Origin of the sequence: Staphylococcus sp. HL28 (assembly GCF_021117155.1) — a bacterium.
GTDB classification, from domain to species: domain Bacteria; phylum Bacillota; class Bacilli; order Staphylococcales; family Staphylococcaceae; genus Staphylococcus; species Staphylococcus warneri.
Genome location: NZ_CP088218.1, coordinates 1,641,106 through 1,664,551 on the forward strand (window position 1 = coordinate 1,641,106; position 23,446 = coordinate 1,664,551).

The 23,446-nt window shown below is 33.2% G+C and carries 23 protein-coding genes; 3 read left to right on the forward strand and 20 right to left on the reverse strand.

The window, feature by feature from the left end; all coding sequences use genetic code 11:
* Positions 1-145: 145 nt before the first annotated feature.
* The 3 genes from recG to LPC11_RS07855 form a co-directional block, all read right to left on the reverse strand.
* Positions 146-2,194, reverse strand: a complete 2,049-nt coding sequence (recG, locus tag LPC11_RS07845) for an ATP-dependent DNA helicase RecG (protein ID WP_231307207.1) — start codon at positions 2,192-2,194, stop codon at positions 146-148.
* Positions 2,195-2,446: 252 nt separating this feature from the next.
* Positions 2,447-4,096, reverse strand: a complete 1,650-nt coding sequence (gene fakA / locus LPC11_RS07850) for a fatty acid kinase catalytic subunit FakA (RefSeq protein WP_023375159.1) — start codon at positions 4,094-4,096, stop codon at positions 2,447-2,449.
* 14 nt (positions 4,097-4,110) lie between these two features.
* A complete protein-coding gene (locus LPC11_RS07855; RefSeq protein WP_002466916.1) occupies positions 4,111-4,485 on the reverse strand; it encodes an Asp23/Gls24 family envelope stress response protein in 375 nt (124 codons plus the stop codon).
* Between the two features lie 307 nt (positions 4,486-4,792).
* Between LPC11_RS07855 and rpmB the strand changes: the two genes are divergently transcribed.
* The gene (rpmB, locus tag LPC11_RS07860) at positions 4,793-4,981 is read left to right on the forward strand and encodes a 50S ribosomal protein L28 (protein WP_002435210.1); all 189 of its coding nucleotides are present in this window, start codon (positions 4,793-4,795) and stop codon (positions 4,979-4,981) included.
* An 87-nt stretch (positions 4,982-5,068) separates the two neighbouring features.
* Here the strand turns inward: rpmB and LPC11_RS07865 are convergent, their stop codons facing one another.
* From LPC11_RS07865 to LPC11_RS07905, 9 genes are all read right to left on the reverse strand, one after another.
* Complete coding sequence (locus LPC11_RS07865) at positions 5,069-5,707, reverse strand: thiamine diphosphokinase (protein WP_023375158.1); 639 nt, start codon at positions 5,705-5,707, stop codon at positions 5,069-5,071.
* Between the two features lie 5 nt (positions 5,708-5,712).
* Complete coding sequence (gene rpe / locus LPC11_RS07870; RefSeq protein ID WP_023375157.1) at positions 5,713-6,357, reverse strand: ribulose-phosphate 3-epimerase; 645 nt, start codon at positions 6,355-6,357, stop codon at positions 5,713-5,715.
* Entirely contained in the window at positions 6,358-7,233 is an 876-nt protein-coding gene (rsgA, locus tag LPC11_RS07875) for a ribosome small subunit-dependent GTPase A (RefSeq protein ID WP_107566237.1), read from the reverse strand.
* Positions 7,234-7,371: 138 nt separating this feature from the next.
* Positions 7,372-9,408 (reverse strand): Stk1 family PASTA domain-containing Ser/Thr kinase, encoded by a 2,037-nt coding sequence (gene pknB, locus LPC11_RS07880; RefSeq protein WP_023375155.1) that lies wholly within the window; start codon positions 9,406-9,408, stop codon positions 7,372-7,374.
* A complete protein-coding gene (locus tag LPC11_RS07885; RefSeq protein ID WP_023375154.1) occupies positions 9,405-10,148 on the reverse strand; it encodes a Stp1/IreP family PP2C-type Ser/Thr phosphatase in 744 nt (247 codons plus the stop codon). The genes pknB and LPC11_RS07885 overlap by 4 nt, the downstream gene beginning before the upstream one ends.
* Positions 10,149-10,153: 5 nt before the next feature.
* Positions 10,154-11,248: a dual-specificity RNA methyltransferase RlmN gene (rlmN, locus tag LPC11_RS07890; protein ID WP_023375153.1), complete on the reverse strand. Its 1,095-nt coding sequence runs from the start codon at positions 11,246-11,248 to the stop codon at positions 10,154-10,156.
* A gap of 1 nt (position 11,249) precedes the next feature.
* Entirely contained in the window at positions 11,250-12,557 is a 1,308-nt protein-coding gene (gene rsmB, locus LPC11_RS07895) for a 16S rRNA (cytosine(967)-C(5))-methyltransferase RsmB (protein WP_023375152.1), read from the reverse strand.
* Positions 12,554-13,486 carry a methionyl-tRNA formyltransferase gene (gene fmt, locus LPC11_RS07900; RefSeq protein WP_023375151.1) on the reverse strand — a complete coding sequence of 311 codons (933 nt, stop codon included), beginning with the start codon at positions 13,484-13,486 and terminating at the stop codon, positions 12,554-12,556. Before fmt ends, rsmB begins: the two co-directional genes overlap by 4 nt.
* Complete coding sequence (locus LPC11_RS07905) at positions 13,479-13,967, reverse strand: peptide deformylase (protein ID WP_023375150.1); 489 nt, start codon at positions 13,965-13,967, stop codon at positions 13,479-13,481. The genes fmt and LPC11_RS07905 overlap by 8 nt, the downstream gene beginning before the upstream one ends.
* Before the next feature lie 209 nt (positions 13,968-14,176).
* Here LPC11_RS07905 and LPC11_RS07910 point away from each other — a divergent pair, with 209 nt between their 5' ends.
* On the forward strand, positions 14,177-14,380 hold the full coding sequence (locus tag LPC11_RS07910; protein WP_023375149.1) for a TM2 domain-containing protein: 204 nt from the start codon (positions 14,177-14,179) through the stop codon (positions 14,378-14,380).
* A gap of 64 nt (positions 14,381-14,444) precedes the next feature.
* Here LPC11_RS07910 and priA read toward each other — a convergent pair whose 3' ends face one another.
* The 4 genes from priA to gmk form a co-directional block, all read right to left on the reverse strand.
* Complete coding sequence (gene priA, locus LPC11_RS07915) at positions 14,445-16,853, reverse strand: primosomal protein N' (protein WP_114599395.1); 2,409 nt, start codon at positions 16,851-16,853, stop codon at positions 14,445-14,447.
* Complete coding sequence (gene coaBC, locus LPC11_RS07920; protein ID WP_023375147.1) at positions 16,853-18,052, reverse strand: bifunctional phosphopantothenoylcysteine decarboxylase/phosphopantothenate--cysteine ligase CoaBC; 1,200 nt, start codon at positions 18,050-18,052, stop codon at positions 16,853-16,855. Before coaBC ends, priA begins: the two co-directional genes overlap by 1 nt.
* A 212-nt stretch (positions 18,053-18,264) precedes the next feature.
* On the reverse strand, positions 18,265-18,477 hold the full coding sequence (gene rpoZ, locus LPC11_RS07925; protein ID WP_023375146.1) for a DNA-directed RNA polymerase subunit omega: 213 nt from the start codon (positions 18,475-18,477) through the stop codon (positions 18,265-18,267).
* A complete protein-coding gene (gene gmk / locus LPC11_RS07930; protein WP_002466189.1) occupies positions 18,477-19,100 on the reverse strand; it encodes a guanylate kinase in 624 nt (207 codons plus the stop codon). The genes rpoZ and gmk overlap by 1 nt, the downstream gene beginning before the upstream one ends.
* Positions 19,101-19,292: 192 nt before the next feature.
* On the opposite strand from gmk, the gene LPC11_RS07935 reads away from it, so the two are divergent.
* Positions 19,293-20,999 carry an Rqc2 family fibronectin-binding protein gene (locus LPC11_RS07935; protein WP_023375145.1) on the forward strand — a complete coding sequence of 569 codons (1,707 nt, stop codon included), beginning with the start codon at positions 19,293-19,295 and terminating at the stop codon, positions 20,997-20,999.
* 64 nt (positions 21,000-21,063) lie between these two features.
* Here LPC11_RS07935 and LPC11_RS07940 read toward each other — a convergent pair whose 3' ends face one another.
* From LPC11_RS07940 to pyrF, 4 genes are all read right to left on the reverse strand, one after another.
* Positions 21,064-21,471: a VOC family protein gene (locus LPC11_RS07940; RefSeq protein ID WP_002450601.1), complete on the reverse strand. Its 408-nt coding sequence runs from the start codon at positions 21,469-21,471 to the stop codon at positions 21,064-21,066.
* A 375-nt stretch (positions 21,472-21,846) separates the two neighbouring features.
* Positions 21,847-22,071, reverse strand: a complete 225-nt coding sequence (locus LPC11_RS07945) for a hypothetical protein (protein ID WP_231307208.1) — start codon at positions 22,069-22,071, stop codon at positions 21,847-21,849.
* Positions 22,072-22,095: 24 nt separating this feature from the next.
* Positions 22,096-22,707, reverse strand: coding sequence for an orotate phosphoribosyltransferase (gene pyrE, locus LPC11_RS07950; RefSeq protein WP_023375143.1), 612 nt, complete (start codon positions 22,705-22,707; stop codon positions 22,096-22,098).
* Positions 22,708-23,400 (reverse strand): orotidine-5'-phosphate decarboxylase, encoded by a 693-nt coding sequence (pyrF, locus tag LPC11_RS07955; protein WP_023375142.1) that lies wholly within the window; start codon positions 23,398-23,400, stop codon positions 22,708-22,710.
* Positions 23,401-23,446: the final 46 nt, after the last annotated feature.

The window sequence follows — 23,446 nt, forward strand, 5'->3', positions numbered from 1 at the left end:
CTCACCCCTCATTTTAGTACCAAGTCTTAAACATTCCTCACATATCATAACACTTTCTATTTCAATCCCTCAACAATTAACTATAATACATATATAAATTTATTTATTGCTAATTAAATTCCTCATTTTGAAAGGAAGCATTCTATCAATCAAAGCTCATATCAAGTAAATTATCTTCAATAAAATGTCTGAGATTATCATAATTGGAATTGAAAAATTCACCCGATTGAATTAATTCACCAGCTTCGTCTCTTGCTACTTCTAACATTCGATAATCTTCCACAATGTTCGCAACTAAGAAATCTGGTAAACCACTTTGCTTTACACCGAAGAAATCGCCAGGTCCCCGCATTTCTAAATCTCGTTCACTCAATTCAAATCCATCTGTTGTTTGAGTCATAATTGTCATTCTTTCGATTCCAGTTTCAGTTTTTGGTGAAGCAATCAATACACAATAACTTTGATGTTCGCTTCTTCCTACTCGTCCACGTAATTGATGTAAAGTTGATAACCCAAAGCGATCCGCATCATAAATCATCATAAAAGTGGCATTGGGTACGTTTACGCCTACTTCTACTACTGTTGTTGATACCAAGATATCAATCTCATGTTCACTAAAACGGTGCATGACTTCATCTTTTTCTTCATTGCTTAGTTTACCGTGTAATAAACCTACTTTGCGCTCACCATAATATTGTTGTAAAGATTCAAATAGTTCTACCACGTTCTGTACATCTTCTAAATGTTCCGAGCTCTCAATAAGCGGACAAATAACATATGCCTGTCTTCCTTTTTTAAGTTCACTTGTCATTTGAGTTAACACTTGTTCGTATTGTTCATGCTTTGCCCAACTCGTAATAATCGGTTTTCTACCTTTAGGTAACTGTTTAATAGATGAAACGTCCATTTCTCCAAATACTGATATTGCTAAAGTTCTAGGAATAGGTGTCGCTGTCATAAACAAGACATTAGTCATTGCACCTTTTTCTCTTAATCGTTGACGTTGATTCACCCCGAAACGATGTTGTTCATCTGTAATCACTAAACCTACATTATCAAAGGTAACATCGTCTTGTATTAAAGCATGTGTCCCTATTAAACAATCAATTGTTCCATTTTCAAGTTGTTCCAATAAAACACGACGCTTTTTCCCTTTTACTGAACCTGTTAATAAAGCAACATTCATTGTGTCACCAAATAATTGAATTAAACTTTCAGCATGTTGTTCTGCAAGTATTTCTGTAGGTACCATAAGTGCTGATTGATATCCTGCTGTTTTTAAAGCATACATACAAATTGCAGCTACAACCGTTTTGCCTGATCCTACATCTCCTTGTAATAATCTATGCATGCGAATAGGTGCTTTTAAATCTCTAAATATTTCATTAACACTCGTCTTTTGGGCATCCGTTAATTCGAACGGTAGACTATCAATAAATGCTTTTACCTTTTGGATATCATACTCAATTTCTATGGCATCGTCTGACGCCTTTTCTAAACGATTCAACCATTGCATGCGTAATTCAAACATAAATAATTCTGTAAATGCATAAGTACGTCTTGCTCTAAATAAGTCTTGCTTACCTTGAGGATGATGTAAATGGTTAAGTGTAAATTCTAAAGTCTCTAATTTATACTTATTTCTTAACTCATCTGATAACCACTCATGTATCACCACATCATTTAAAGACTGACGTATATGATCACGCAATTGTTTTTGTTTAATACCTTCTTTAATACGGTAAACAGGCTCTAATTGTGTATCGTTAAGATTTTCCTGTTGATTAAAGAACATTCTATTGCCGTTTATTTCTTGTTTTGAACGATTCCATTTTCCTTTAACAGTCACAGTACCATGTAATTCAATTTTCTTTTTTAAATAAGGTTGATTAAAAAAGACGCATTTGACTGCTATTTGATTTACCATAATATGTACGGTTAGTTTAGATTTGTTTCTACCAAAAAATGCTACTGTTGGTGAGGAATAAACTTCACCTTGAACAGTTACAGTACTTTGGTCTTCTGCCTCGTTTAAATCTATTACAGTATTATCCTCATATCGCGTTGGTAAATATAGTATAAGATCTTCTACAGTATTAATATTTAATTCTTGTAATACTGCTAAACGCTTTGTTCCTATCCCTTTAATTTGATTCAAAGGATAAGGACTTTCTATTAAATTGACTTTCGCCATATTCGATCACCTTATTATGTATTAATCTTTAATATGTTACTTCATTTAAATAATACATTCATTCTACCATTTAGTTCCGCCATTGGTAGATTAAAACGCATTGATGCATTTTAGTTAACATAATCATTTTATAGACAATTACTTATTGATTTTCTATTGTTAATTGATCATTAACAAAAATAAAACGAGATAGAAGTAGTCAGAGTATCATTCTGAGTATACTTTCAATCTCGTCTTATTCATTAAATATGTTTATTCAACAGCAAATAAATACTGATAAATAGGTTGTTGACCATTATGATTTTCAATTTCAACATCTGGATACGTAGATTCTATCCATTCGACAAGTTGGTCTGTTGTTTGTTGATTTGCATCCTCACCAGCAATAATTGTTAAAATCTCGCTATCTTCAGAAAGCATTGATTCTAGTAATTGTTTAGTAGCTGTAAATTGATCAGCATCGCTAGTTATGATTTTATCTTCTGCAAGACCCATAAATTCATCTTTTTTAATTTCAACGCCATCAATTTTAGTGTCTCTAACCGCAAATGTTACCGAACCAGATTTAACGACATCTAATGCTGTAACCATATGACTCTTATTATCTTCTAATGAAGAACCTTCGTCATATTGGAATAAAGCTGCAATACCTTGAGGAACAGACTTAGTAGGAATCACTACTGCTTCTGCATCAACGATTTCTGCTGCTTGTTCACTTGCCATTAAAATATTTTTATTATTAGGTAATATAATCGCACGCTTACATTTTGATTGTTCTATGACTTTTACTATATCCTCTGTAGACGGGTTCATTGTTTGCCCACCACTGATAATATGTGTAGCACCCATTGATTTAAATAAATCTGAGATTCCATCTCCCATAGAAATAGTAATAATAGCTGTTTCTACAGTTTGTGGCTCATCATTTTTATGATTATTTGCCTCTTTTTTAATCACTTCGCGGTGTTGCTCTCTCATATTTTCAACTTTAAGTTTAATTAATTCACCGTATTGTTGACCATAATTAAATACTTGTCCAGGATACTCTGTATGAACGTGGACTTTCACAATTTCATCATCATTAATCACTAATAACGAATCTCCAAATTCGCTCATATCTTGACGGAATTCATCTTCTTTAAATTCTTTCTTGTCTTTACCAAAACGAACCATCATTTCAGTACAATATCCATAAACAATATCTTCTGTATTAATAACACCATGGAAATCATGCTCGTCATTAACTAATGTATCTGTATCTAATTTAGGTTTACTAGCTTCAACCGATTCGCCATTTAGACCTTTTAAAAATCCTTCATAAACAGATAATAGTCCTTTACCACCACTATCTACAACGCCTACTTCTTTAAGTACTGCAAGTAAATTTGGTGTATTGTCTAATGATTTTTTAGCAGCTTCAATCGTTGCTTCCATGATTTCAACACAGTCTTTTGATGACTCAGCTTTATCCATTGCTGCTTGGGCTGCATCTTTAGCAACGGTTAAGATTGTCCCCTCAACTGGTTTCATTACAGCCTTGTAAGCTGTCTCAACACCTGCTTGAAGACTTTCAGCTAACTGTTGTGCATCAATTTCAGATTCTGTCTCGATATTTTTACAGAATCCTCTAAATAATTGAGATAAAATAACGCCAGAGTTCCCTCTTGCACCCATTAATAAACCTTTAGAGAATGTTTTGCCTAGTTCTCCAATGTTTTGAGATAAATTATTTTCAACCTCTTCACGACCAGAAGTGATTGTGAGATTCATATTTGTCCCTGTATCTCCATCTGGAACTGGATATACATTAAGCGAATCCACTAAATCTGCATTATTAGATAAATTTTGTGCCCCTTGTATAATCATATCGGCAAATAATTTACCATTGATTTTGCTAATCATTTCACGTTGTCCTCCTAAATCTTTTTGCCCGTTTGGTTTAATCTAACACCTTGTACAAAGATATTAACTGAATTCACTTTTACATTAAGTGTTGACTCTAATGTATATTTAACAGTTGACTGAACATTGTTCGCCACCTCTGAAATTTTCACACCATAACTTACTATAATATACATGTCTATATCAACATTTCCGTCCTCTTCACGAACTTTGATGCCTCTTGCATAATTCTCATGGCCTAAAATTTCTGCGATGCCATCTCTTACTTGTTGTCTAGATGCCATACCAACAATGCCGTAACATTCAACAGCTTTTCCACCTACAACTGAGGCGATGACTTCATTCGAAATATCAATTTTACCGTAATCATTTGAAATTTCTAATGTCATATTAATATTCCTCCTGAAAATTAAAGTTGTGTGTTTCTTAACTTATATAGATAAGCAATCTCTTTGCTAGTCTGCATTAATTATTATTACTAATTCGTTTGAATTTTTAATGTTTAAATTTCCTATTTCTTTAAAGTATCATACTATATTACTCCACAGCTTACAATTATATCATAATTTATCAAGCGTTTGCGTATATAATTCATGATTTATATAACTATTTATTGCTAATCATAAATAATTGTGGTATCTTAATAAAGTATATAAGTAGTGACGTGTATTTATATTTATTAAAGGAGGTACTTTCATGGGTAAACAATGTTACGTAACAGGTCGTAAAGCTTCGACTGGTAATAATCGTTCACACGCTTTAAATGCGAACAAACGCAGATGGAACGCTAACCTTCAAAAAGTTAGAATTCTTGTTGACGGAAAACCTAAAAAAGTTTGGGTTTCTGCACGTGCTTTAAAATCTGGTAAAGTTACTAGAGTTTAATAAATATAATGCACATATAAATAGTCCTTATGTGGAGGACATATTTTAAAAGAACTTAAAGGATATCCTTTAAGTTCTTTTTTTATACTACAAATCTTTACTTCTAATTTGTAACACAAGTCCATTCTGAATTTCGATTTTGGCATTTGGACTTTCAACTTCATTAGATATAGTTAATGTAGATCCCCTTACTAACTTTTCCTTATCCAAATTATATTTAAATCCTGCTAACGTTAATACCGGTTCTCCACTCACTGGTATAAAGGAAACATATTGATATTGAGTATGTGGTGATATAGCGTGCATACCGGATGTCAGTAATATAATTTCATTTTGCTCATCTATTATTTTAAAATTGATGCCTTTATTAATATATTCTGATTTTAACAAAATTTGAACGACACCCATAAAATGATCTAACCGGCCACCAGTGGCACCATAAATATGAATATCTTGATACCCTTCTTCAACAGCTTGAGCAACACCTAATCCTAAATCTGTATCATCTTTTTCAGCTTTAACAGGATGAATATTCAATTGTGCTGCTAAAAGTTGACGCTCTTGTTTATTAACAGAATCAAAATCCCCCACAGAGAAAACAGGGTCAATTTGATTCTGAATTAAAATCAATGCTCCCCTATCTATACCAGCCCATACTTCTTGATTATGATGTTGAAATAGATCTTTTGGGATATGTCTATCTGAGCACAATAAATTGATTTTCATTTCAATCAGCCCTTTAAATTTTGTGTAACTGCTTTATAATCATCTTGTTTGAAGAAGTATGAACCTGTCACTAACATCGTAGCACCATTTTTAACACAAATTTCGGCAGTCTCAGCATTTATTCCGCCATCAACTTCAATATCAAAAGTGAGTTGCTTCTCATTTTTTAAAGTATTTAATTCCAATACTTTATCTACACAATCTTCAATAAATGATTGGCCACCAAATCCAGGATTCACTGTCATAATTAAAACGTAGTCTACCGTATTGATAATAGGTAAAATTTGGCTTACAGGTGTTCCTGGATTAATCACCACGCCGGCTTTTTTACCTTTATTTTTAATTTGTTCAATCGCTCTGTGGATATGTGCAGTCGCTTCTAAATGAACAGAAATTAAGTCTGCTCCATGATCTGCAAATAATTCAATATACTGTTCTGGATTTTCAATCATCAAATGAACATCAATTGGTAACTTTGATTGTTGTCGAACCGCATCTAGGATAGGTATGCCAATGGAAATATTTGGCACAAATTGTCCATCCATCACATCAAAATGTAAGCCATCTACACCTGCTTCTTCAAGCTTAACTAATTCATCCTTTAAATTTAAAAAATCTATTGATAATAATGAAGGTAATACTTTTGTCATTTAATATCGTACCTTTCTTTCTGAAATTTCATTGAATAACTGTAAATAATGTTCATATCTAAATTGAGCGATATTTCCAACATCTAATTCTTCTTTGACATTACATTTGGGTTCCTTCAAATGATTACAATTACGGAACTTACATTGTTCGCCATATTGTGCGATTTCGATAAAGTAATCTTTAAGTTCGTCTTTATCAATATGATCAAAATCTAATGCACTAAACCCAGGTGTATCCGCAATAAATCCATTTATTGTTTCATGTAGTTCAACATGTCTTGTTGTATGTTTACCGCGATTCAAAGATTTTGAAATATCGTTTGTATCAAGATTTAGTTCTGGTTTAAAACGATTTAAAAATGTTGATTTACCAACACCGGATTGACCACTTAATACAATTAAACCTTCTCCCCATTCTTCTACCAAAGCATGTTGATCATCATTGATACCAACGAATTGGGTTGGATAACCTATTTCTTCATATATTGCCAAATAACTATTGATTTTTTCAATTTGATTATCGTCAGCCATATCTTTTTTGGTAACTAATATTCTAGAGTCTAAACCATATGAATGTGCTATGACTAAGAATCTATCTAACAATTGGGTAGAAAACTGTGGTTCAACCGCACTCATGACTATAACTAATGTATCAATATTACTGACAGGTGGTCTTTTTAAAGCATTCTCTCTTTCATGAACATGCTGGATGTAACCTTCCGTTTCATTTTGAACATCAAAGTCAACGATATCGCCAACGATTGGTGAAAATTTCTTTTTTCTAAATAAGCCACGAGGCTTGGTATTAAACCTAGTGCCGTTCACATCAACTTGATAAACACCACTTATCAATTTTACAATTCGACCAGTCTTCAAAAGGACACCTCTCAATTTTATTTTACTGTTATTAGTATATCAAAATCATAACTATTTATATATCTTTCTATGTTTAAAAAAGACGATGAGTATCGTCATCAACTCATCGCCTTACCTACAGTATTATATTTTAAATATTTAATCATCGTATCCTACATCTTTATCTGCAACTACTTTATTATCTACTCTGATTGTATAACCAGCTGTTTTCCCTTTTTGGATTTTCATTGGAATATTGATAGATTTATCATCCTTAATTTCAAATGATTGTATTGCCTTAGAACCATCATTATCTTTATCTCGAATGTAAACTTCTACTTTTTGACTTTTTCCTTTTTTACCAGAGTAAGGTACTTCAACAGATTCATTGTAATTTTTCACGTCTTTAGCTGAAGCGTCATCGGAATCATCGTCCTTAGATTTTTCGTCATCCGAATCTGATTCTTTACCTTTTGAAACCACTAATGAAATTGTAGAACCTTCATCAATGGATTTACTCTTAGGTGATTGTGAGATAACATTGTTCTTTTTGACACTATCACTATACGTTTCAGAAACTTTAACTTTAAATCCTTTTGATTCAAGTGCTTTTTTAGCTGTAGAATATGATTTATTTTCATAATTACTAACGTAAACTTGTCTAACACCTAGTGATTCATAAATTTTTATATTATGATCATTTAATTTTACTTGTTTATTAGCAGCAACATTTTGGTTTGCAATATAACCTTTTGGCGTATTTGCATTATAGGTCTGTTCAACTGCAACGTCTTTAAGTCCTACTTTTTCAAGTTTATTCAGCGCTTCATTTTTTGATAATCCAACGACACTTGGCATTTTGACCATTTCAGGGCCTTTTGATAAAACAATATCAATTTTGTCACCACGTTCTACACGTTCACCCTTACTTGGTCGTGACTTAATCACTTGGTTTTCAGGATATTTATCACTATACTCTCTTGAAATATCTCCAAGTTTTAAATGATGATTTTTTAATATTTTCTCAGATTGCTTTTCAGTTTTGCCTGATATGTCCGGCATTTCTTCATATTTACTACCGAATACAGCCATGCTTACAAAGGCAATTAAACCAATTAACAATAACGCGAAAATAAACGCAAATAAAAATTTCTTTTTCTTAGAGCTTTTTTTACGAGGTGGCTCATAAATTGGGCTCTCCATACTTTGAAATTGTTGATGATTGACTTGTTGATCCATAATTGGAATTTGCATCGTCTCTTCGATGTTTTTTTCTTTTGGTGTATCATCAATTTTTTTAGAGATTTCATCTTTTGAAAATGCCATTGTCTTTGTTTTCGTTTGATCTAACTCATATTTTGCTTCATTGGAGCGATTTTCGTGTAACACACTACTTAAATCATCACGCATTTGTTGAATAGTATGATATCTATCGGCTCTATCTTTTTCCGTTGCTTTGAGTACAACGTTACTCAATGCTTGTGGTACCTCTTCACGCTTTTCTGTAGTGATATTGGGAATCGTGTCTTGAATATGTTTAATGGCAATACTTACTGCTGTTTCACCATTAAATGGTGGTTCACCAACAAGCATTTCATAGAGTACAATACCTATTGAGTATATATCAGTGCCTTCGTTAGTCGACTCACCTTTAGCTTGTTCGGGTGATAGATATTGTACCGTACCAAGCACATGGTTTGTTTGCGTCAATGATGTTTCACTAATGGCTTTAGCAATTCCAAAATCAAAGATTTTAAGTGTTTTATTTTTATCAATGAGAATATTTTGCGGTTTAATATCTCTATGTACAATTCTATTATCATGTGCATGTTTGATACCTTCAAGAACTTGTTGTGTAAATTGGATTGCAGTCTCTACACTTAAGGGTCCATGATTTTGAATATATTCAGACAATGTTGGGCCTTCGATATATTCCATCACTAAAAAGTAACAGTCGTCCTCTTCAGCTACATCATACATGCTCACAATATTTTTATGTGCTAATTGTGATGAATTATGAACTTCTCTTTCAAATCGACGCAGTGTTTCTTCCTTTTCTCTTGGAGGTATAGAAATTGCTTTGATAGCTACCTTGCGTTTAAGAATAAGATCTTCAGCAAGATAGACAATACTCATCCCCCCTCCACCAAGTTTATCGATGACTTTGTATCGTTCATTAATGAGTTTATCAATCATACTCTATCACCTTCGATAGCAGATAAGATAAAGCTGATATTATCTTTTGAATCATGAGCGAATGCTATACGCATAATACGTTCACCATGATCTTCCAATGATGCGTCTTGTTTTAATTCCTCTTGAATTTCTTCATTTCTAACATAATCTGTTAATCCATCAGAGCATAACAGTAAGAAATCATAAAATTTTAAACGCTTAATAAATAGATCTGGTGCCACTCGCTTATCAGTGCCCATGACTTTTGTAATAATATTTCTTTGAGGGTGACGATAGGCTTCTTCTTCTGTGATTTGACCTGTCATCACTAAATGATTAACAAATGAGTGATCACTCGTAATTTGATCGATTTGTCTACTGTTTATAACATATGCACGTGAATCACCCACATTGGCAACGACAACTGTTTTATCAAATACCAACGCACAAACACAAGTCGTTCCCATACCATAATAATCAGGGTTTTCTTGGGCATAATTGTACAAATCAAAATTGATATCTTTAATATTTGTACGCAACCATTCTTCAGCTTGATGCTCTTCGATTAAGTTTTCTGATTCAAAACGTTTTTGTAGTTCATAAGTAACAAACTGACTTGCAATTTCACCAGCTCTATGACCACCCATACCATCACACAATACTAACATTTGTTGGTTGGTTTGGTTATAAAAAATACCACCTGCATCTTCATTCTTATCTCTATGTTGTCCAGTATCAGTGAAAAATTGTGCATTTAGCATTGCTCTTACCTCGTTTCTACTTGTCGTTCCTTCGCTCTTAATTGACCACATGCTGCATCAATATCTGACCCTTGTTCACGTCTTATTGTAGCATTGATTCCTAAACGTTTTAACTCTTTTTCAAATTTAAAAATGTCATCTTTAGGTGTTTTAACATAATTTCTTTCAGGAACATGGTTTACAGGAATTAAATTCACGTGACAATTTAACCCTTTAATAAGATGTGCTAGATCTCTTGCATGTTCCAATTGATCATTAACACCACCGAATAATCCATATTCAAATGTAATTCGACGATTCGTCTTCTCTTGATAATATTCAATTGCTTCCATTAACTTTTCAACATTATACGCTCTGTTGATTGGCATTAATCTAGAACGCACTTCATCTTTTGCACCATGTAAACTTACGGCAAAGTTAATTTGAATATCTTCTTCTGCAAAATCATAGATTCTAGGAATAATACCTGATGTTGATACAGTTATATGACGTGCACCAATATTTAAACTATTGTCATCATTGACAATACGTAAGAAATCCATCATTTCATCATAATTTTCAAATGGTTCTCCGATACCCATAATAACAATTTGAGAAACGCGTTCTTCTGTTTCATCTAAAGCCTTTTGTACAGTAAGTACCTGTGAAACAATTTCACCAGCTTCTAAATTACGCTTTAATCCACCTAATGTTGAGGCACAAAATGTACAACCGATACGACAACCTACTTGTGTTGTTACACATACAGAATTCCCATATTCATGACGCATTAATACCGTTTCAATTGTATAGCCATCTTGCAATTCAAATAAGAATTTAATTGTACCGTCTCTACTTTCTTGTTTAACCACTGTAGTTAATGTTGTCATAGCAAAATTATCTTTTAAAAGTTGTCTTAAATCTTTTGATAAATTTGTCATTTCATCAATGCTATCAACACGTTTTTGGTATAACCATTCATATATTTGTTTTGCTCTAAACTTCTGTTGGCCATGTTCGATGAGCCAATCTTGCATTTCATCATATCTTAATGAATAAATAGACTGCTTCTCAAAATCAGGAAGGAATTTATTTTTCTTTTTCTTTTTTTCAGTAATCATATTAACTTTCCTTTCTTTTAATTCTAGTGATAAAGAATCCATCTGAGTGGTAGTCTTGGGGGAATACTTGTAATGTTTTCACCATTTCACCAGTCATTGGATGTTGGAATGGTTCAAACTCGAAATCTTTATTTTGTTTTAAGAATGTATAAACGACATTTTCGTTTTCCATTTGTTCAATCGTACATGTTGAATAAATAATTGAGCCACCTGGCTTCACATTGTGCTTAACATTCTCCAATATTTGTAACTGCAATTCAACTAATGATTGTATAGAATTTTTTGACTGCGTATATTTTATTTCAGGTTTATGTCTTAATACACCAAAACCACTACAAGGTGCATCTACTAGAATTTTGTCATACTGCTTATCATATGGTTCTGTAGCATCATGTTGATAAGCTTCAATATTTTTCAATCTAAGTTTTCTTATATTGAAATCTATTAATTTAATCTTATGGTCATGAATATCCGTTGCATCCACATGGCCTTCCGGAGATAAAATTTCGGCTATGTGACATGCTTTACCTCCAGGTGCACTACATGCATCTAGGACTGAGTCATTTCTATTTAAACCCATAATATGTGCAACAAACATAGAGCTTTTATCTTGGATTGAAACTAACCCATCTTTAAACGCTCTTGAATTGATAATCGGTTTACCCGAAATATGGAGACAGAATGGTAAAACATCATCTCTATCAACAATATAACTTTCTTTTTCTAATGCACTAATAATATCATCAATAGAACCTCTCGTAATATTGGCTCTTACAGTTGTCGCTACAGGTTCTAAAAATGACTGTGCAATGGCTTCTGTTTGGTCTAAACCGTAATGCGTTACCCAATGATCAACAAGCCATTTGGGTAAACTATATTGAATTGCGATACGTTTTTTATCATCTTGTATATCTTGAATATCAGGTAATTCACTTCTCATAATTGTACGTAGAATACCATTAACTACATTGCCGGTATAATAGCCACCTTCTTCTTTGGCAATCTCAACCGCTTCATTAATAATGGCATGATCTGGCACCTTATCTAAATATACATATTGATAGATACTCATCCATAGTAATTCACGTACCCAACCTTTTATCTTAGTTTTTAAGAAAGGCTTCAAATAAAAATCTAACGTATATTTGCGTTTCACTGTACCATATACAAGTTCAGTGAAAAGACCTTTATCTAAATCACTAATCTCATAAGTAGATAGCACCTCGTTAATTTCTAGGTTACTATATGCACCTTCATCTAATATAGCTTGTATCGTCTCAAATGCGAGACCTCTTATCGAATTTGTCATACTAATTTCTTCCCAACTAGTGATTCTTGAACACCACTTAAATAATTTGCTACTAGCATACGTTTTTTACCGGCTAATTGTATATCAGTTAAAGCAATGCATTCTTCTGAAGCTGTTGCTACGATAATCGCTTTCTTAGTCGTTTCAACAATCGTTCCAGGTTCACCTTTTTTACCAGAAACGATGTGCGCACTATATATTTTTAAATTTTTATCATCCATGATGGTATAAGCTACTGGCCAAGGAGACAAACCACGAATATGATTATGAATTACCTTTGCATCTTGGTTCCAATCAATTTTTTCATCTTCACGACTAATATTAGAAGCAAATGAAGCTTGAGCTTCATCTTGAACAATACTATCGTTTGTACCATCTAAGATAGACGGTAAAGTTTCTTTAAGTAAATCAGCACCTAAAAAGCTTAGCTTATCATGCATAGAACCAACATTATCATCTTGTTCAATTGCAATTGCACGTTGTGAAATAATGTTTCCAGCGTCTAATTTTTTTACCATATACATTATCGTAATACCTGTTTCTTTTTCACCATCAATAATCGCTTGATGAATCGGTGCACCGCCACGATATTTAGGTAATAATGATGCATGCACATTAATAGCACCTAATTTAGGTGAATCTAATAAAGATTCAGGTAATATTTGTCCAAATGCAGCTGTAACAATTAAATCAGCATCCATGTCTAATAAAGTTTGTAATTCCTCAGAATCCTTTATTTTTTCAGGTTGATATACCGGTATATCATGTTCTAATGCTACCTTTTTAACAGGTGGTGGTGTCATAACGCGTTTTCTACCTACTGGTCTATCTGGTTGCGTTACAACTGCAACTACTTCTTGTTCTGCGATAAGCATTTCTAATACTTTTGTCGAAAAATCAGGTGTCCCCATAAAAATTATTTTACTCATATTCGAAATACGCCTCCATTTCTTCTTCACTTAATATACGTTTAGCCTTTTCTGTGAAAAATATGCCATTGAGTTGATCTATCGTATGTAAAATCATTCTAGCTACATCATCATATGCTGTAAGTTCAACAGTGTTGCCATTAACATCATTACTTTCTACAATAATCATTTTACTACGTTCAACTTCACCAAACACATTTGGCAAACTGACAGACCCTTCTAAATCAGTAATTGTTTCGTCGGATTGATTTTTAATTTTCGGGTTAATCAGCTGTAGCAATCCTTCCATTTCCATATCCACAATCGCCACTTGTTGATTAATGCCAATCTGATTAGCACAAAGTGCAGACCCTTCCAAAGCGTATAGACTATCTTCTATATCCATTAACGTTTGCTTTAATTGATCATCGAAATGTTCTACTGGATTTGCAGGTTGATTAAAAATTGGATGCTCTGATTTTACTAATTTTTTTACTGACACATTTAACGCTCCTCATTAAAATTCATCAAACCATTATAACTTAATTAGCACAAAATTGCGACCTCTCTTAATCAGACTAAAGAATGAGGTCAATGTCTTTGACTTTAATATTATATTTTATAAAATATAAATGAGTAGTATGTTTTGAAAATAGAAAAGTCTTTCAAAATCATTTATTTAAAATTTACTTAAAGTGAGGTGTAACAATTATGGAAGTCAATAAAGTCATTTACATTTTACTAGCAGTATTTTTAGGAAGCTTTGGAATTCATAAATTCTATGCTGGTAAAACGATGCAAGGCATCTTACACATCTTATTCTGTTGGACAGCAATTCCTCATATATTAGCAATTATTAGTGCTATTTTAACATTATTCAAACCAGCAGATGAAAACGGTAATGTGACAATGTAATTCTACATTGTTACCTAATGGAAAAGCCATTGTGTGTCATCTTTATGTCACACAATGGCTTTTTTTACATCATCATTTGCGGATTAATATCGATTTTTAATGCTAATTTGTCCTTAACATATTGCTCATGATAGTAATCGTCTAAATATTGAAGTGCTTTATGAAGTTCAGGCTCTCGTTTGTATTTAACTAAAATTTGGAAACGATACTCATTATTGATTCTAGATAGTGCTGCAGGTGACGGCCCTAAAACAAGCGCTTGATTTGTAAGGTGTTGTAATAGGATTTTATGAATATGCTTAGAAGCTTCCATTACTTTTTTCATTTCTTTATGTGAAATCGTGAAGTTAATTAAAAAGTAATAAGGCGGATATTTTCCTAGTTTGCGATAAGTCATCTCTTGTTGATAAAACGTTAAATAATCATTTTTCTTAACATCTTCAATTGCATAATGCTCTGGATTATATGTTTGAATAATTACTTTACCTTCTTTTTCATGTCGACCAGCACGACCTGCCACTTGTGTTAATAATTGGTAGGTTCGTTCACTCGCTCTGAAATCAGGTAAATTGAGCATAGTATCTGCATTGAGCACCCCAACAAGAGTGATATTTGGATAGTCTAATCCTTTGGCAATCATTTGTGTGCCTAAAAGTATATCACCTTTACCATTCTCAAAATCAGTAAGTAACTTTTCATGGGCACCTTTACGAGAAGTTGTATCGACATCCATTCGTATAATTTTTGCCTCTTCAAATTCTTGTTGTAATAATTCTTCCACTCTTTGTGTTCCTGTACCAACTTGTCTAATATGTTCACTTTCACAATTAGGACATTGATTAGGTGGTGTTTCTTGGTACCCGCAATAGTGACATTTCAGTAAATCCGTGGTCTTATGATACGTTAAAGAAATATCACAGTTTGGACATTGTGGTACATGACCACAATCACGGCATAACATAAATGAAGCATAGCCTCTTCGATTTAAGAATAATACAATTTGTTCATTATTATCTAAACAATGTTGAATCGCATCTCTTAACGTTGATGAGAACATCGAACGGTTACCTTCCGCAAGTTCTTCACGCATGTCTACAATATCAATTTCTGGTAATGCTTGATTGTTCACTCGATGTGGTAATGATAGTAATTGATAAACATCTTTTTCAGCACGCGCATATGATTCTAAACTTGGTGTCGCACTACCTAAAATCACGGGGCAATGGTGATAACGGCTTCTCCATTGGGCAATATCTCTAGCATGATATCTTGGATAATCTTCTTGTTTATATGTAGACTCATGTTCTTCATCGATGATAATTAGTCCTAAGTTTTTAAATGGCGCAAATATACTAGAGCGTGCACCGACACTAACTTGTGCACGTCCATCACGAATTTTTTGCCATTCATCGTATCGCTCTCCATTTGATAAACCTGAATGTAATACAGCAACATCATCACCAAAACGACGTTTGACTCTTAATACCATTTGAGGTGTTAAAGCAATTTCAGGTACAAGCATCATAGCTTGTTTCCCTTGATTTAAGGCTGATTCAATTGCTTGTAAATAGACCTCTGTTTTTCCAGAACCTGTCACACCATGTAACAAAAAGGTTCTTTCTTCGTTGGCATCAATTTTCTCTTTGATTGCATCAAAAGCGATTTGTTGGTCATGTGTTAATTGACGATTATCTTCTTTCTCAAAAATTCGATTCGCAAATGGATCTCTTTCTATTTCAGCATCATATTTTTCCAAGTATCCCTTCTTAATGAGGGTATCTAAACTCGATTTAGAGAATCCCATTTCTTCAATTTCTTTTAAAAATACATCTCTATGACGCTCGTCTAATAGGTAAGCATATAAATCATATTGTTTAATAGATTTTTCCAAATGATTAAGCACCTCATCCGGATTTCCTATTTCTGTCACTTTAACGGCACGTTGTGTTTTCTTTTTAATATTTTGCGACAAAATTGTTATTTCTTTTATGATGTCTTGCTTCAGTAAATCATTCAGTGCTTCTAAATCATCATTTTTTTGAGCATCTTTATAGAAATAATAACCTTCCTTATTAAACCGTTTTAAAAGTGGTTCAGGTACATCATTACCTTTAAGAACTTCAAAAGCCTTTTGATATTTAGCTTTAATTGCATTCGGTAACATCACTTCTAAAACAGATATACGTTTCGTTAAATGATAATGACTGAGCCATTCACTAAGTTCAATTAACTCAGGCGTTAACTCTGGTTTAATATCTTGAATTTCTTTAATTTCCTTTAGCTTACCGACATCAATATCTTCATCAGGTTGACTTTGAATACTCATTACATAACCTTGTATTGTTCTCGGACCAAAGGGCACAATCACTCGCACACCTACTTGAACAAATGATTGCAATCGTTCGGGAATGATATAGTCAAACTTAAAGTCGACGCTTTTGGAAGGTATGTCCACAATAACCTTAGCTATCATTATTGCCACCTAGTTTCTAATTCGTCTAAAATATCGTTGGCAATTTCAACTTTTTTGCCTTTCTTAATATTAATCATATCTTGATTTTTAAAATGCATTGTTAATTCATTTTCATCTGAACTGAATCCAATTGAGTGGTCACCTACATTATTGGAAATAATCACATCTGCATTTTTTCGTTTTAATTTATCTTGAGCATACTTTTCAATATTCTGCGTTTCTGCTGCAAAACCAACTAAATATTGATTTGTCTTATGCTCACCAAGATATTTAAGTATATCTTGTGTTCGTTTGAATTTTACAGTTAAATCACCATCTTGCTTTTTCATTTTATGATCTAGAACTTCAGAAGGCGTATAATCTGAGACTGCAGCAGCTTTAACAACAATATCCTGCATATCATATCGTTTAACAGTTTCCTGAAACATCTCTTCTGCGCTTTCAACATGAATAACCTCGATACCTTCAGGGTCTGACAATTGAGTCGGACCAGTTACTAACGTGACATGTGCGCCACGTTTTTTTAGTGCATTAGCAATAGCAAACCCCATTTTCCCAGAGGAGCGATTAGATACAAATCTAACAGGATCAATGACTTCAATCGTTGGGCCTGCAGTAACTAATGCGTGTTTGCCATTAAATGAACTTTCCACTCGACCCTCTTGTTTATGGAAATATTGATTGATGACTGAAACAATTTGTAAAGGCTCTTCCATTCTTCCTTTAGCAACATATCCACACGCTAAGTACCCATCACCTGGCTCTATAAATTGATAACCATCTGCTTTGAGTATTTCTATATTATGTTGCGTTCGCTTATTTTCATACATATGTACATTCATGGCAGGCGCAATAAACGTTTGTGTTTCTGTGGCTAATAATGTTGACGTAATCATATCGTCTGCAATACCAACACTTAACTTCGCTATTGTATTTGCAGTTGCTGGTGCAACAATAATGACATCTGCCCAATCACCCAATGCCACATGTTGAATTTCTTGAGGATTCTCTTCTTTAAAGGTGTTTGTATATACTGGATTTTTACTTATAGACTGAAAAGCCAATGGCGTTACAAATTCTTGTGCATGATTTGAGAGCATAACACGCACTTCGTAACCAGCTTGAGTGAGTTTACTTGTTAAATCAATTGCTTTATATGCTGCAATACCGCCTGTTACTGCTAATAAAATATGTTTCATTATCAATTTCTCCTTAAAACATTCTCATTTCACTTAATTCATTTCTTTAAATTAGGATTCACACCATTTATATTCGTTTTATGTTCAAATTTATATTAATTATACACAAATTACCGCTAATATTAAAAAAACACACCTCATCTACATGATATATCCATCACAAGTTTGTAATGAAATATCTTCAAAAAGGTGTGTCACACATTTGTATATGATTATCCTAAAAATTCTTTCGGGATAACTGGTGATACTTTGCCATCCGCAATTTCTTCTAAAGCTTTACCTACAGGTTTAGCTGAATGATATTTACTTTCTAAAGCTGTTTCTGGTCTTTCGTCTAATTCACGAGCTCTTTTTGCGGCAGTCGTTGCGATAAGATATTTAGATGTAATCTTACCTGTTAATTGGTTTAAAGGTGGGTTTAACATTATTTTTTAGCCTCCAGTATCATTTTTCTATATTTAGCTTCTATACGTTCACGTTTAAGGTGCTCAGCTTCGACAATAGACTGAATTTTGTTTTTAGCTAATTCTACTTCGTCGTTAACCACTACATAATCGTATAAGTTCATCATTTCTACTTCTTTACGTGCTTCGGCAACACGGCTTTGAATTTTCTCATCTGATTCAGTGCCTCTACCAACTAAACGATCTCTTAAATCATCAAGACTTGGTGGAGCAAGGAAAATAAATAATGCTTCAGGGAATTTCTTTCTAACTTGTTTTGCACCTTCGACTTCAATTTCTAAAAATACATCATGTCCTTGGTCCATTGTATCTCTAACATATTGAACAGGCGTCCCATAGTAATTACCTACATACTCGGCATATTCAATAAATTGATCATCTTTTATTAATGCTTCAAACTCTTCTTTCGTCTTGAAAAAGTAATCTACACCATCAACTTCTCCCTCGCGCATGCTACGAGTTGTCATCGATATAGAATACTTATATGAAGTGTTTGGATCTTCAAATATTTTTTTTCTAACAGTTCCCTTACCAACACCAGAAGGACCTGAAAGAACAATTAACAATCCTTTTTCATTATCCATGCCTTACGACCTCTCTAAGCTATTCTTCTATTATTTAAATATGATATCATATTGCACTTGAAATTGTATAGAGATACTTTGAGCAGTTATCCTCATTTTTCAATTATTCAAAGTTTGGAACACGATGTATGACCATTAGCACGATGCATGTTACAATTATGAGAATGAATAAAATGAAGGTGGCAGATAATTATGGCATATGATGGCCTATTTACAAAAAAGATGGTGACTTCTTTACAAGATTTAGTTACTGGACGAATCCATAAAATTAATCAACCAGAAAATGACACAATCATCATCGTTGTTCGCCAAAATCGTCAAAATCATCAATTACTTTTATCCATACATCCTAGCTTCTCTAGATTACAATTAACGAATAAAAAATATGATAATCCATTTGATCCCCCAATGTTTGCACGTGTCTTTCGTAAGCATTTAGAAGGTGGCATTATTAAAGCTATTCGTCAAATTGGTAATGACAGAAGAGTTGAAATCGATGTACAAAGTAAAGATGAAATCGGTGATACCATACACCGCACTATTATTTTAGAGATTATGGGCAAACACAGTAACTTAATCTTAGTAGATGATGAACGAAAAATTCTCGAAGGATTTAAGCATCTTACACCGAATACAAATCAATACCGTACAGTTATGCCTGGATTTAAATACGAAGCCCCACCTACACAACATAAACTTAACCCTTATGATGTATCAGGTGAAGAAGTTTTAAAATATATCGATTTTAATGCAGGTAAAATTGCCAAACAGTTACTTAATACATTTGAAGGTTTCAGTCCTCTAATTACAAATGAAATTGTAAGTCGACGTCAGTTCATGACGCCTGACACCTTACCAGAAGCATATGATGAAGTGATGGCTGAAACGCTTGAAGCTCCTACGCCTGTGTTTCATAAAAATCATCAATCAGGAAAAGAAGATTTCTATTTCATGACGTTAAATCAATTTTATGATGATATGGTTACCTATGAATCACTCAATGAATTACTCGATCGCTATTATGATGCGCGAGGTGAACGTGAACGTGTCAAACAACGTGCTAATGATTTAGTTCGATTCGTTCAACAACAACTTCATAAATATCAAAATAAATTAAGTAAATTGTTACAAGAATACGAAGGTACAAAAGATAAAGATAACTACCAACTCTATGGTGAATTAATTACCGCTAATATTTATCGTATCAAACAAGGTGATGAATCCGTAACTGTTCTTAATTATTATAATAATGAGGAAATCACTATTCCTCTCAATCCAACTAAATCTCCATCGGTAAACGCACAATATTATTACAGACAATATAATCGTATGAAGACACGTGAACATGAACTTCAACATCAATTACAATTGACTAAAGAAAATATTGATTACTTTAAAGGGATCGAACAACAACTTGAACATATTACTGTCAATGAAATTGATGATATTCGTGACGAATTAGCAGACCAAGGATTTATGAAGCAACGTAAAAATGTGAAGAAGAAGAAAAATGCTAAAATCCAATTACAATCGTATATATCATCAGATGGCGACACTATTCTAGTTGGTAAAAACAACAAACAGAATGATTACCTTACAAATAAAAAAGCACAAAAAAATCATATATGGTTCCATACCAAAGATATACCGGGTTCACACGTAGTCATATTGAATGACACGCCGTCAGAGGAAACGATTAAAGAAGCGGCTATGTTAGCCGGATATTTCTCTAAAGCAGGTAACTCTGGACAAATTCCTGTTGATTATACAGAAATTCGCCATGTGCATAAACCTTCTGGTGCTAAACCTGGATTTGTTACTTATGATAATCAAAAAACATTATATGCTACGCCTGATTATGACCATATACAAAAAATGAAATCTGACAGTTTAAATTAAATAAACTAAAAGCACTGATTATGCATCTTTAAATGCTAAAATCAGTGCTTTTTTATGTTATAGCTTAATGTTTTTCTGGTAAAGCCAATTGGAAACTGACCCCAAACTTATCTTGTACCCATGCAAATTCTCTATACGGAGGCATTTCTGTTTTAGGCATCAAAATGGCCCCCTCTTTTTTCAGTCCACTAAATAATCTTTCCATTTCCATAGGATCTTTAACAGTGACATAAAGTGACATCGCTGGGTTCATTGGTAATTCTTCACCATTGTTTGCATCAATAGCCATAAAAACTTGGCCATTGAGTGTAAAAATTGAATGTTGTACAGTACCTGGAGTACCTGGCCCATCTTCATCGTATTTAACCATTGTTATAATTTCACTGTCTTCAAATAAACTTGTATATAAATTGATAGCTTCTTCGGCTTGATCATTAAACATTAAAAATGTTGTTATTTTTGGTATTTCCATTTTAATCCCCCTAAAGGTATGTATATTTTTCTTTAGTATAGTTTAACATGTGTAACTATTATTTTCTGTTATAGACCTTTTAAAATCAGTGAATTCATAAAACTTTTTCAGCATATAAGTTGATAAATTTTGACTTATCATTATGAACAGTTAAAATTAAACTAAGTGAAAAGGAGGCCATAACATGACACATGTACTTATACCTTTATTAATATTAGTAATTGTTCTACTCATTGGATGGCTATTAACTAAAATATTTATTCGTTAATACAATATACAACATAGAGCGGTGTCCAATCTTTGTTTAAACACATTGACTGTACACCGCTCAACTATTTCTATCACTTATGAAAATGTAGTTTCTCTAAATTTTACTTACAACTCGCCTTTAACACGTAGGTTTTGCTTTGCTTTTTTAAATATGTCAATTGAATGCACAAACGCATCTTGGCTCATCTCTTTCTGAAATTGAGCCATGGTTGTTTCTTGTTTCTGAACATCATTATATACATCTCCACGGTAGTCCTCTTCTCTACTTAAAAATGCATTACAATGTTTTAAGGATGTGTATAGATCATTATCGTTTTCATGTTCTTTCATGGTCATCCCACCTATATACTTATCTTATGATAAGTTATCTCGCCATTCAACTAATGTCTTAATATCATCTTCAGAGATTTCCCCTTGCTCATTAGCAACTTCAATTAACTCATTATAATTACTTAATGTATAGAATGGTATCTTCGCTTCATTAAATGTTTCATCAGCTTTAGCTAATCCATAGGTAAAGATTGCTACAACACCTAATACTTCTGCGCCACTTTCTTTTAATGCATCTACTGCTGTTATTGAAGAACCACCAGTTGAAATTAAGTCTTCTATAACAACGACTTTCTTCCCTTCACTTTTCGCACCTTCAATTTGATTTTGTTTACCATGGCTTTTACTTTTAGAACGCACATAGTTCATTGGTAATTCCATTTTTTCTGAAATATATGCAGCGTGTGGAATCCCTGCTGTTGCAGTTCCTGATATTACTTCTACATCTTCAAATTTTTCGTTAATTAATTTGATTAAACCATCTCTAATCGCATTACGTACTAGTGGATATCCTAATGTAACACGATTATCACAATAGATAGGTGATTTAATTCCTGAACTCCACGTAAATAAATCATTGGGTGAAAGTGATACTGCCTTAATATCTAATAATGCCTTTGCAATTTCTTTAGCCATTTAACCTAACCAACTTTCTTTAATAATTTGATAACTTTTAACTGGATCATCACTCTGTGTTATAGGTCGTCCAACGACAATATGTGTTGAGCCTAATTGTTTTGCTTGCTCGGGTGTCGTGATACGCTTCTGATCGTTTTGAGCTAAACCTTCTGGTCTAATACCTGGTGTAACCTTCATAAAATCTTTACCTAGTTGAGCAGTAATTAACTCCGCTTCAAGTGGTGAACATACCACACCATCTAAACCTGCTTGTTGGCTTAACTTAGCATAATTTAATACAGCCTCTTCAATTGTCGTTTGAATGTTTTGTTCTTCATGTAACTGCGTCTCTGTAGTAGAAGTCAACTGGGTCACCGCAATAATTTTTGTATGTTTATTGTGTTGTCGTAACCCTTTAATAGCCGCTTCCATCATTGTCTTTCCACCAGCAGCATGCACATTGACTAAATCCACATCTAACTTTGCTAAACCTTCCATGGCTTTGCTCACTGTGTTTGGAATATCATGTAATTTTAAATCCAAGAAAATACTATGTCCTCTATCTTTAATAGATTTAATTAGTTCAGGGCCAGTTTGATAAAATAATTCCATACCTACTTTGACAAATAATGGTTCATCGAATTGATCTAAAAATGCATTTACTTTATCAGCTGATTCAAAATCTAATGCAATAATTGGTAATTGTTCCATCGTGTAACTCCTTATATTGAAAGTTCTTCAACCATAGACTCAAAAC

Excerpts from the sequence above, each read along its gene's own strand:
- LPC11_RS07865 (WP_023375158.1), bottom strand. The coding sequence starts at position 5,707 with ATGAAAATCAATTTATTGTGCTCAGATAGACATATCCCAAAAGATCTA.
- rpmB (WP_002435210.1), top strand. The coding sequence starts at position 4,793 with ATGGGTAAACAATGTTACGTAACAGGTCGTAAAGCTTCGACTGGTAAT.
- coaBC (WP_023375147.1), bottom strand. The coding sequence starts at position 18,052 with ATGAAACATATTTTATTAGCAGTAACAGGCGGTATTGCAGCATATAAA.
- LPC11_RS07885 (WP_023375154.1), bottom strand. The coding sequence starts at position 10,148 with ATGCTAAATGCACAATTTTTCACTGATACTGGACAACATAGAGATAAG.
- rlmN (WP_023375153.1), bottom strand. The coding sequence starts at position 11,248 with ATGATTACTGAAAAAAAGAAAAAGAAAAATAAATTCCTTCCTGATTTT.
- pknB (WP_023375155.1), bottom strand. The coding sequence starts at position 9,408 with ATGATTGATAAACTCATTAATGAACGATACAAAGTCATCGATAAACTT.
- fmt (WP_023375151.1), bottom strand. The coding sequence starts at position 13,486 with ATGAGTAAAATAATTTTTATGGGGACACCTGATTTTTCGACAAAAGTA.
- recG (WP_231307207.1), bottom strand. The coding sequence starts at position 2,194 with ATGGCGAAAGTCAATTTAATAGAAAGTCCTTATCCTTTGAATCAAATT.
- rpoZ (WP_023375146.1), bottom strand. The coding sequence starts at position 18,477 with ATGTTAAACCCACCTTTAAACCAATTAACAGGTAAGATTACATCTAAA.
- pyrF (WP_023375142.1), bottom strand. The coding sequence starts at position 23,400 with ATGGAACAATTACCAATTATTGCATTAGATTTTGAATCAGCTGATAAA.
- fakA (WP_023375159.1), bottom strand. The coding sequence starts at position 4,096 with ATGATTAGCAAAATCAATGGTAAATTATTTGCCGATATGATTATACAA.
- LPC11_RS07935 (WP_023375145.1), top strand. The coding sequence starts at position 19,293 with ATGGCATATGATGGCCTATTTACAAAAAAGATGGTGACTTCTTTACAA.
- pyrE (WP_023375143.1), bottom strand. The coding sequence starts at position 22,707 with ATGGCTAAAGAAATTGCAAAGGCATTATTAGATATTAAGGCAGTATCA.
- LPC11_RS07945 (WP_231307208.1), bottom strand. The coding sequence starts at position 22,071 with ATGAAAGAACATGAAAACGATAATGATCTATACACATCCTTAAAACAT.
- gmk (WP_002466189.1), bottom strand. The coding sequence starts at position 19,100 with ATGGATAATGAAAAAGGATTGTTAATTGTTCTTTCAGGTCCTTCTGGT.
- LPC11_RS07940 (WP_002450601.1), bottom strand. The coding sequence starts at position 21,471 with ATGGAAATACCAAAAATAACAACATTTTTAATGTTTAATGATCAAGCC.
- rsmB (WP_023375152.1), bottom strand. The coding sequence starts at position 12,557 with ATGACAAATTCGATAAGAGGTCTCGCATTTGAGACGATACAAGCTATA.
- LPC11_RS07910 (WP_023375149.1), top strand. The coding sequence starts at position 14,177 with ATGGAAGTCAATAAAGTCATTTACATTTTACTAGCAGTATTTTTAGGA.
- rpe (WP_023375157.1), bottom strand. The coding sequence starts at position 6,357 with ATGACAAAAGTATTACCTTCATTATTATCAATAGATTTTTTAAATTTA.
- priA (WP_114599395.1), bottom strand. The coding sequence starts at position 16,853 with ATGATAGCTAAGGTTATTGTGGACATACCTTCCAAAAGCGTCGACTTT.
- LPC11_RS07855 (WP_002466916.1), bottom strand. The coding sequence starts at position 4,485 with ATGACATTAGAAATTTCAAATGATTACGGTAAAATTGATATTTCGAAT.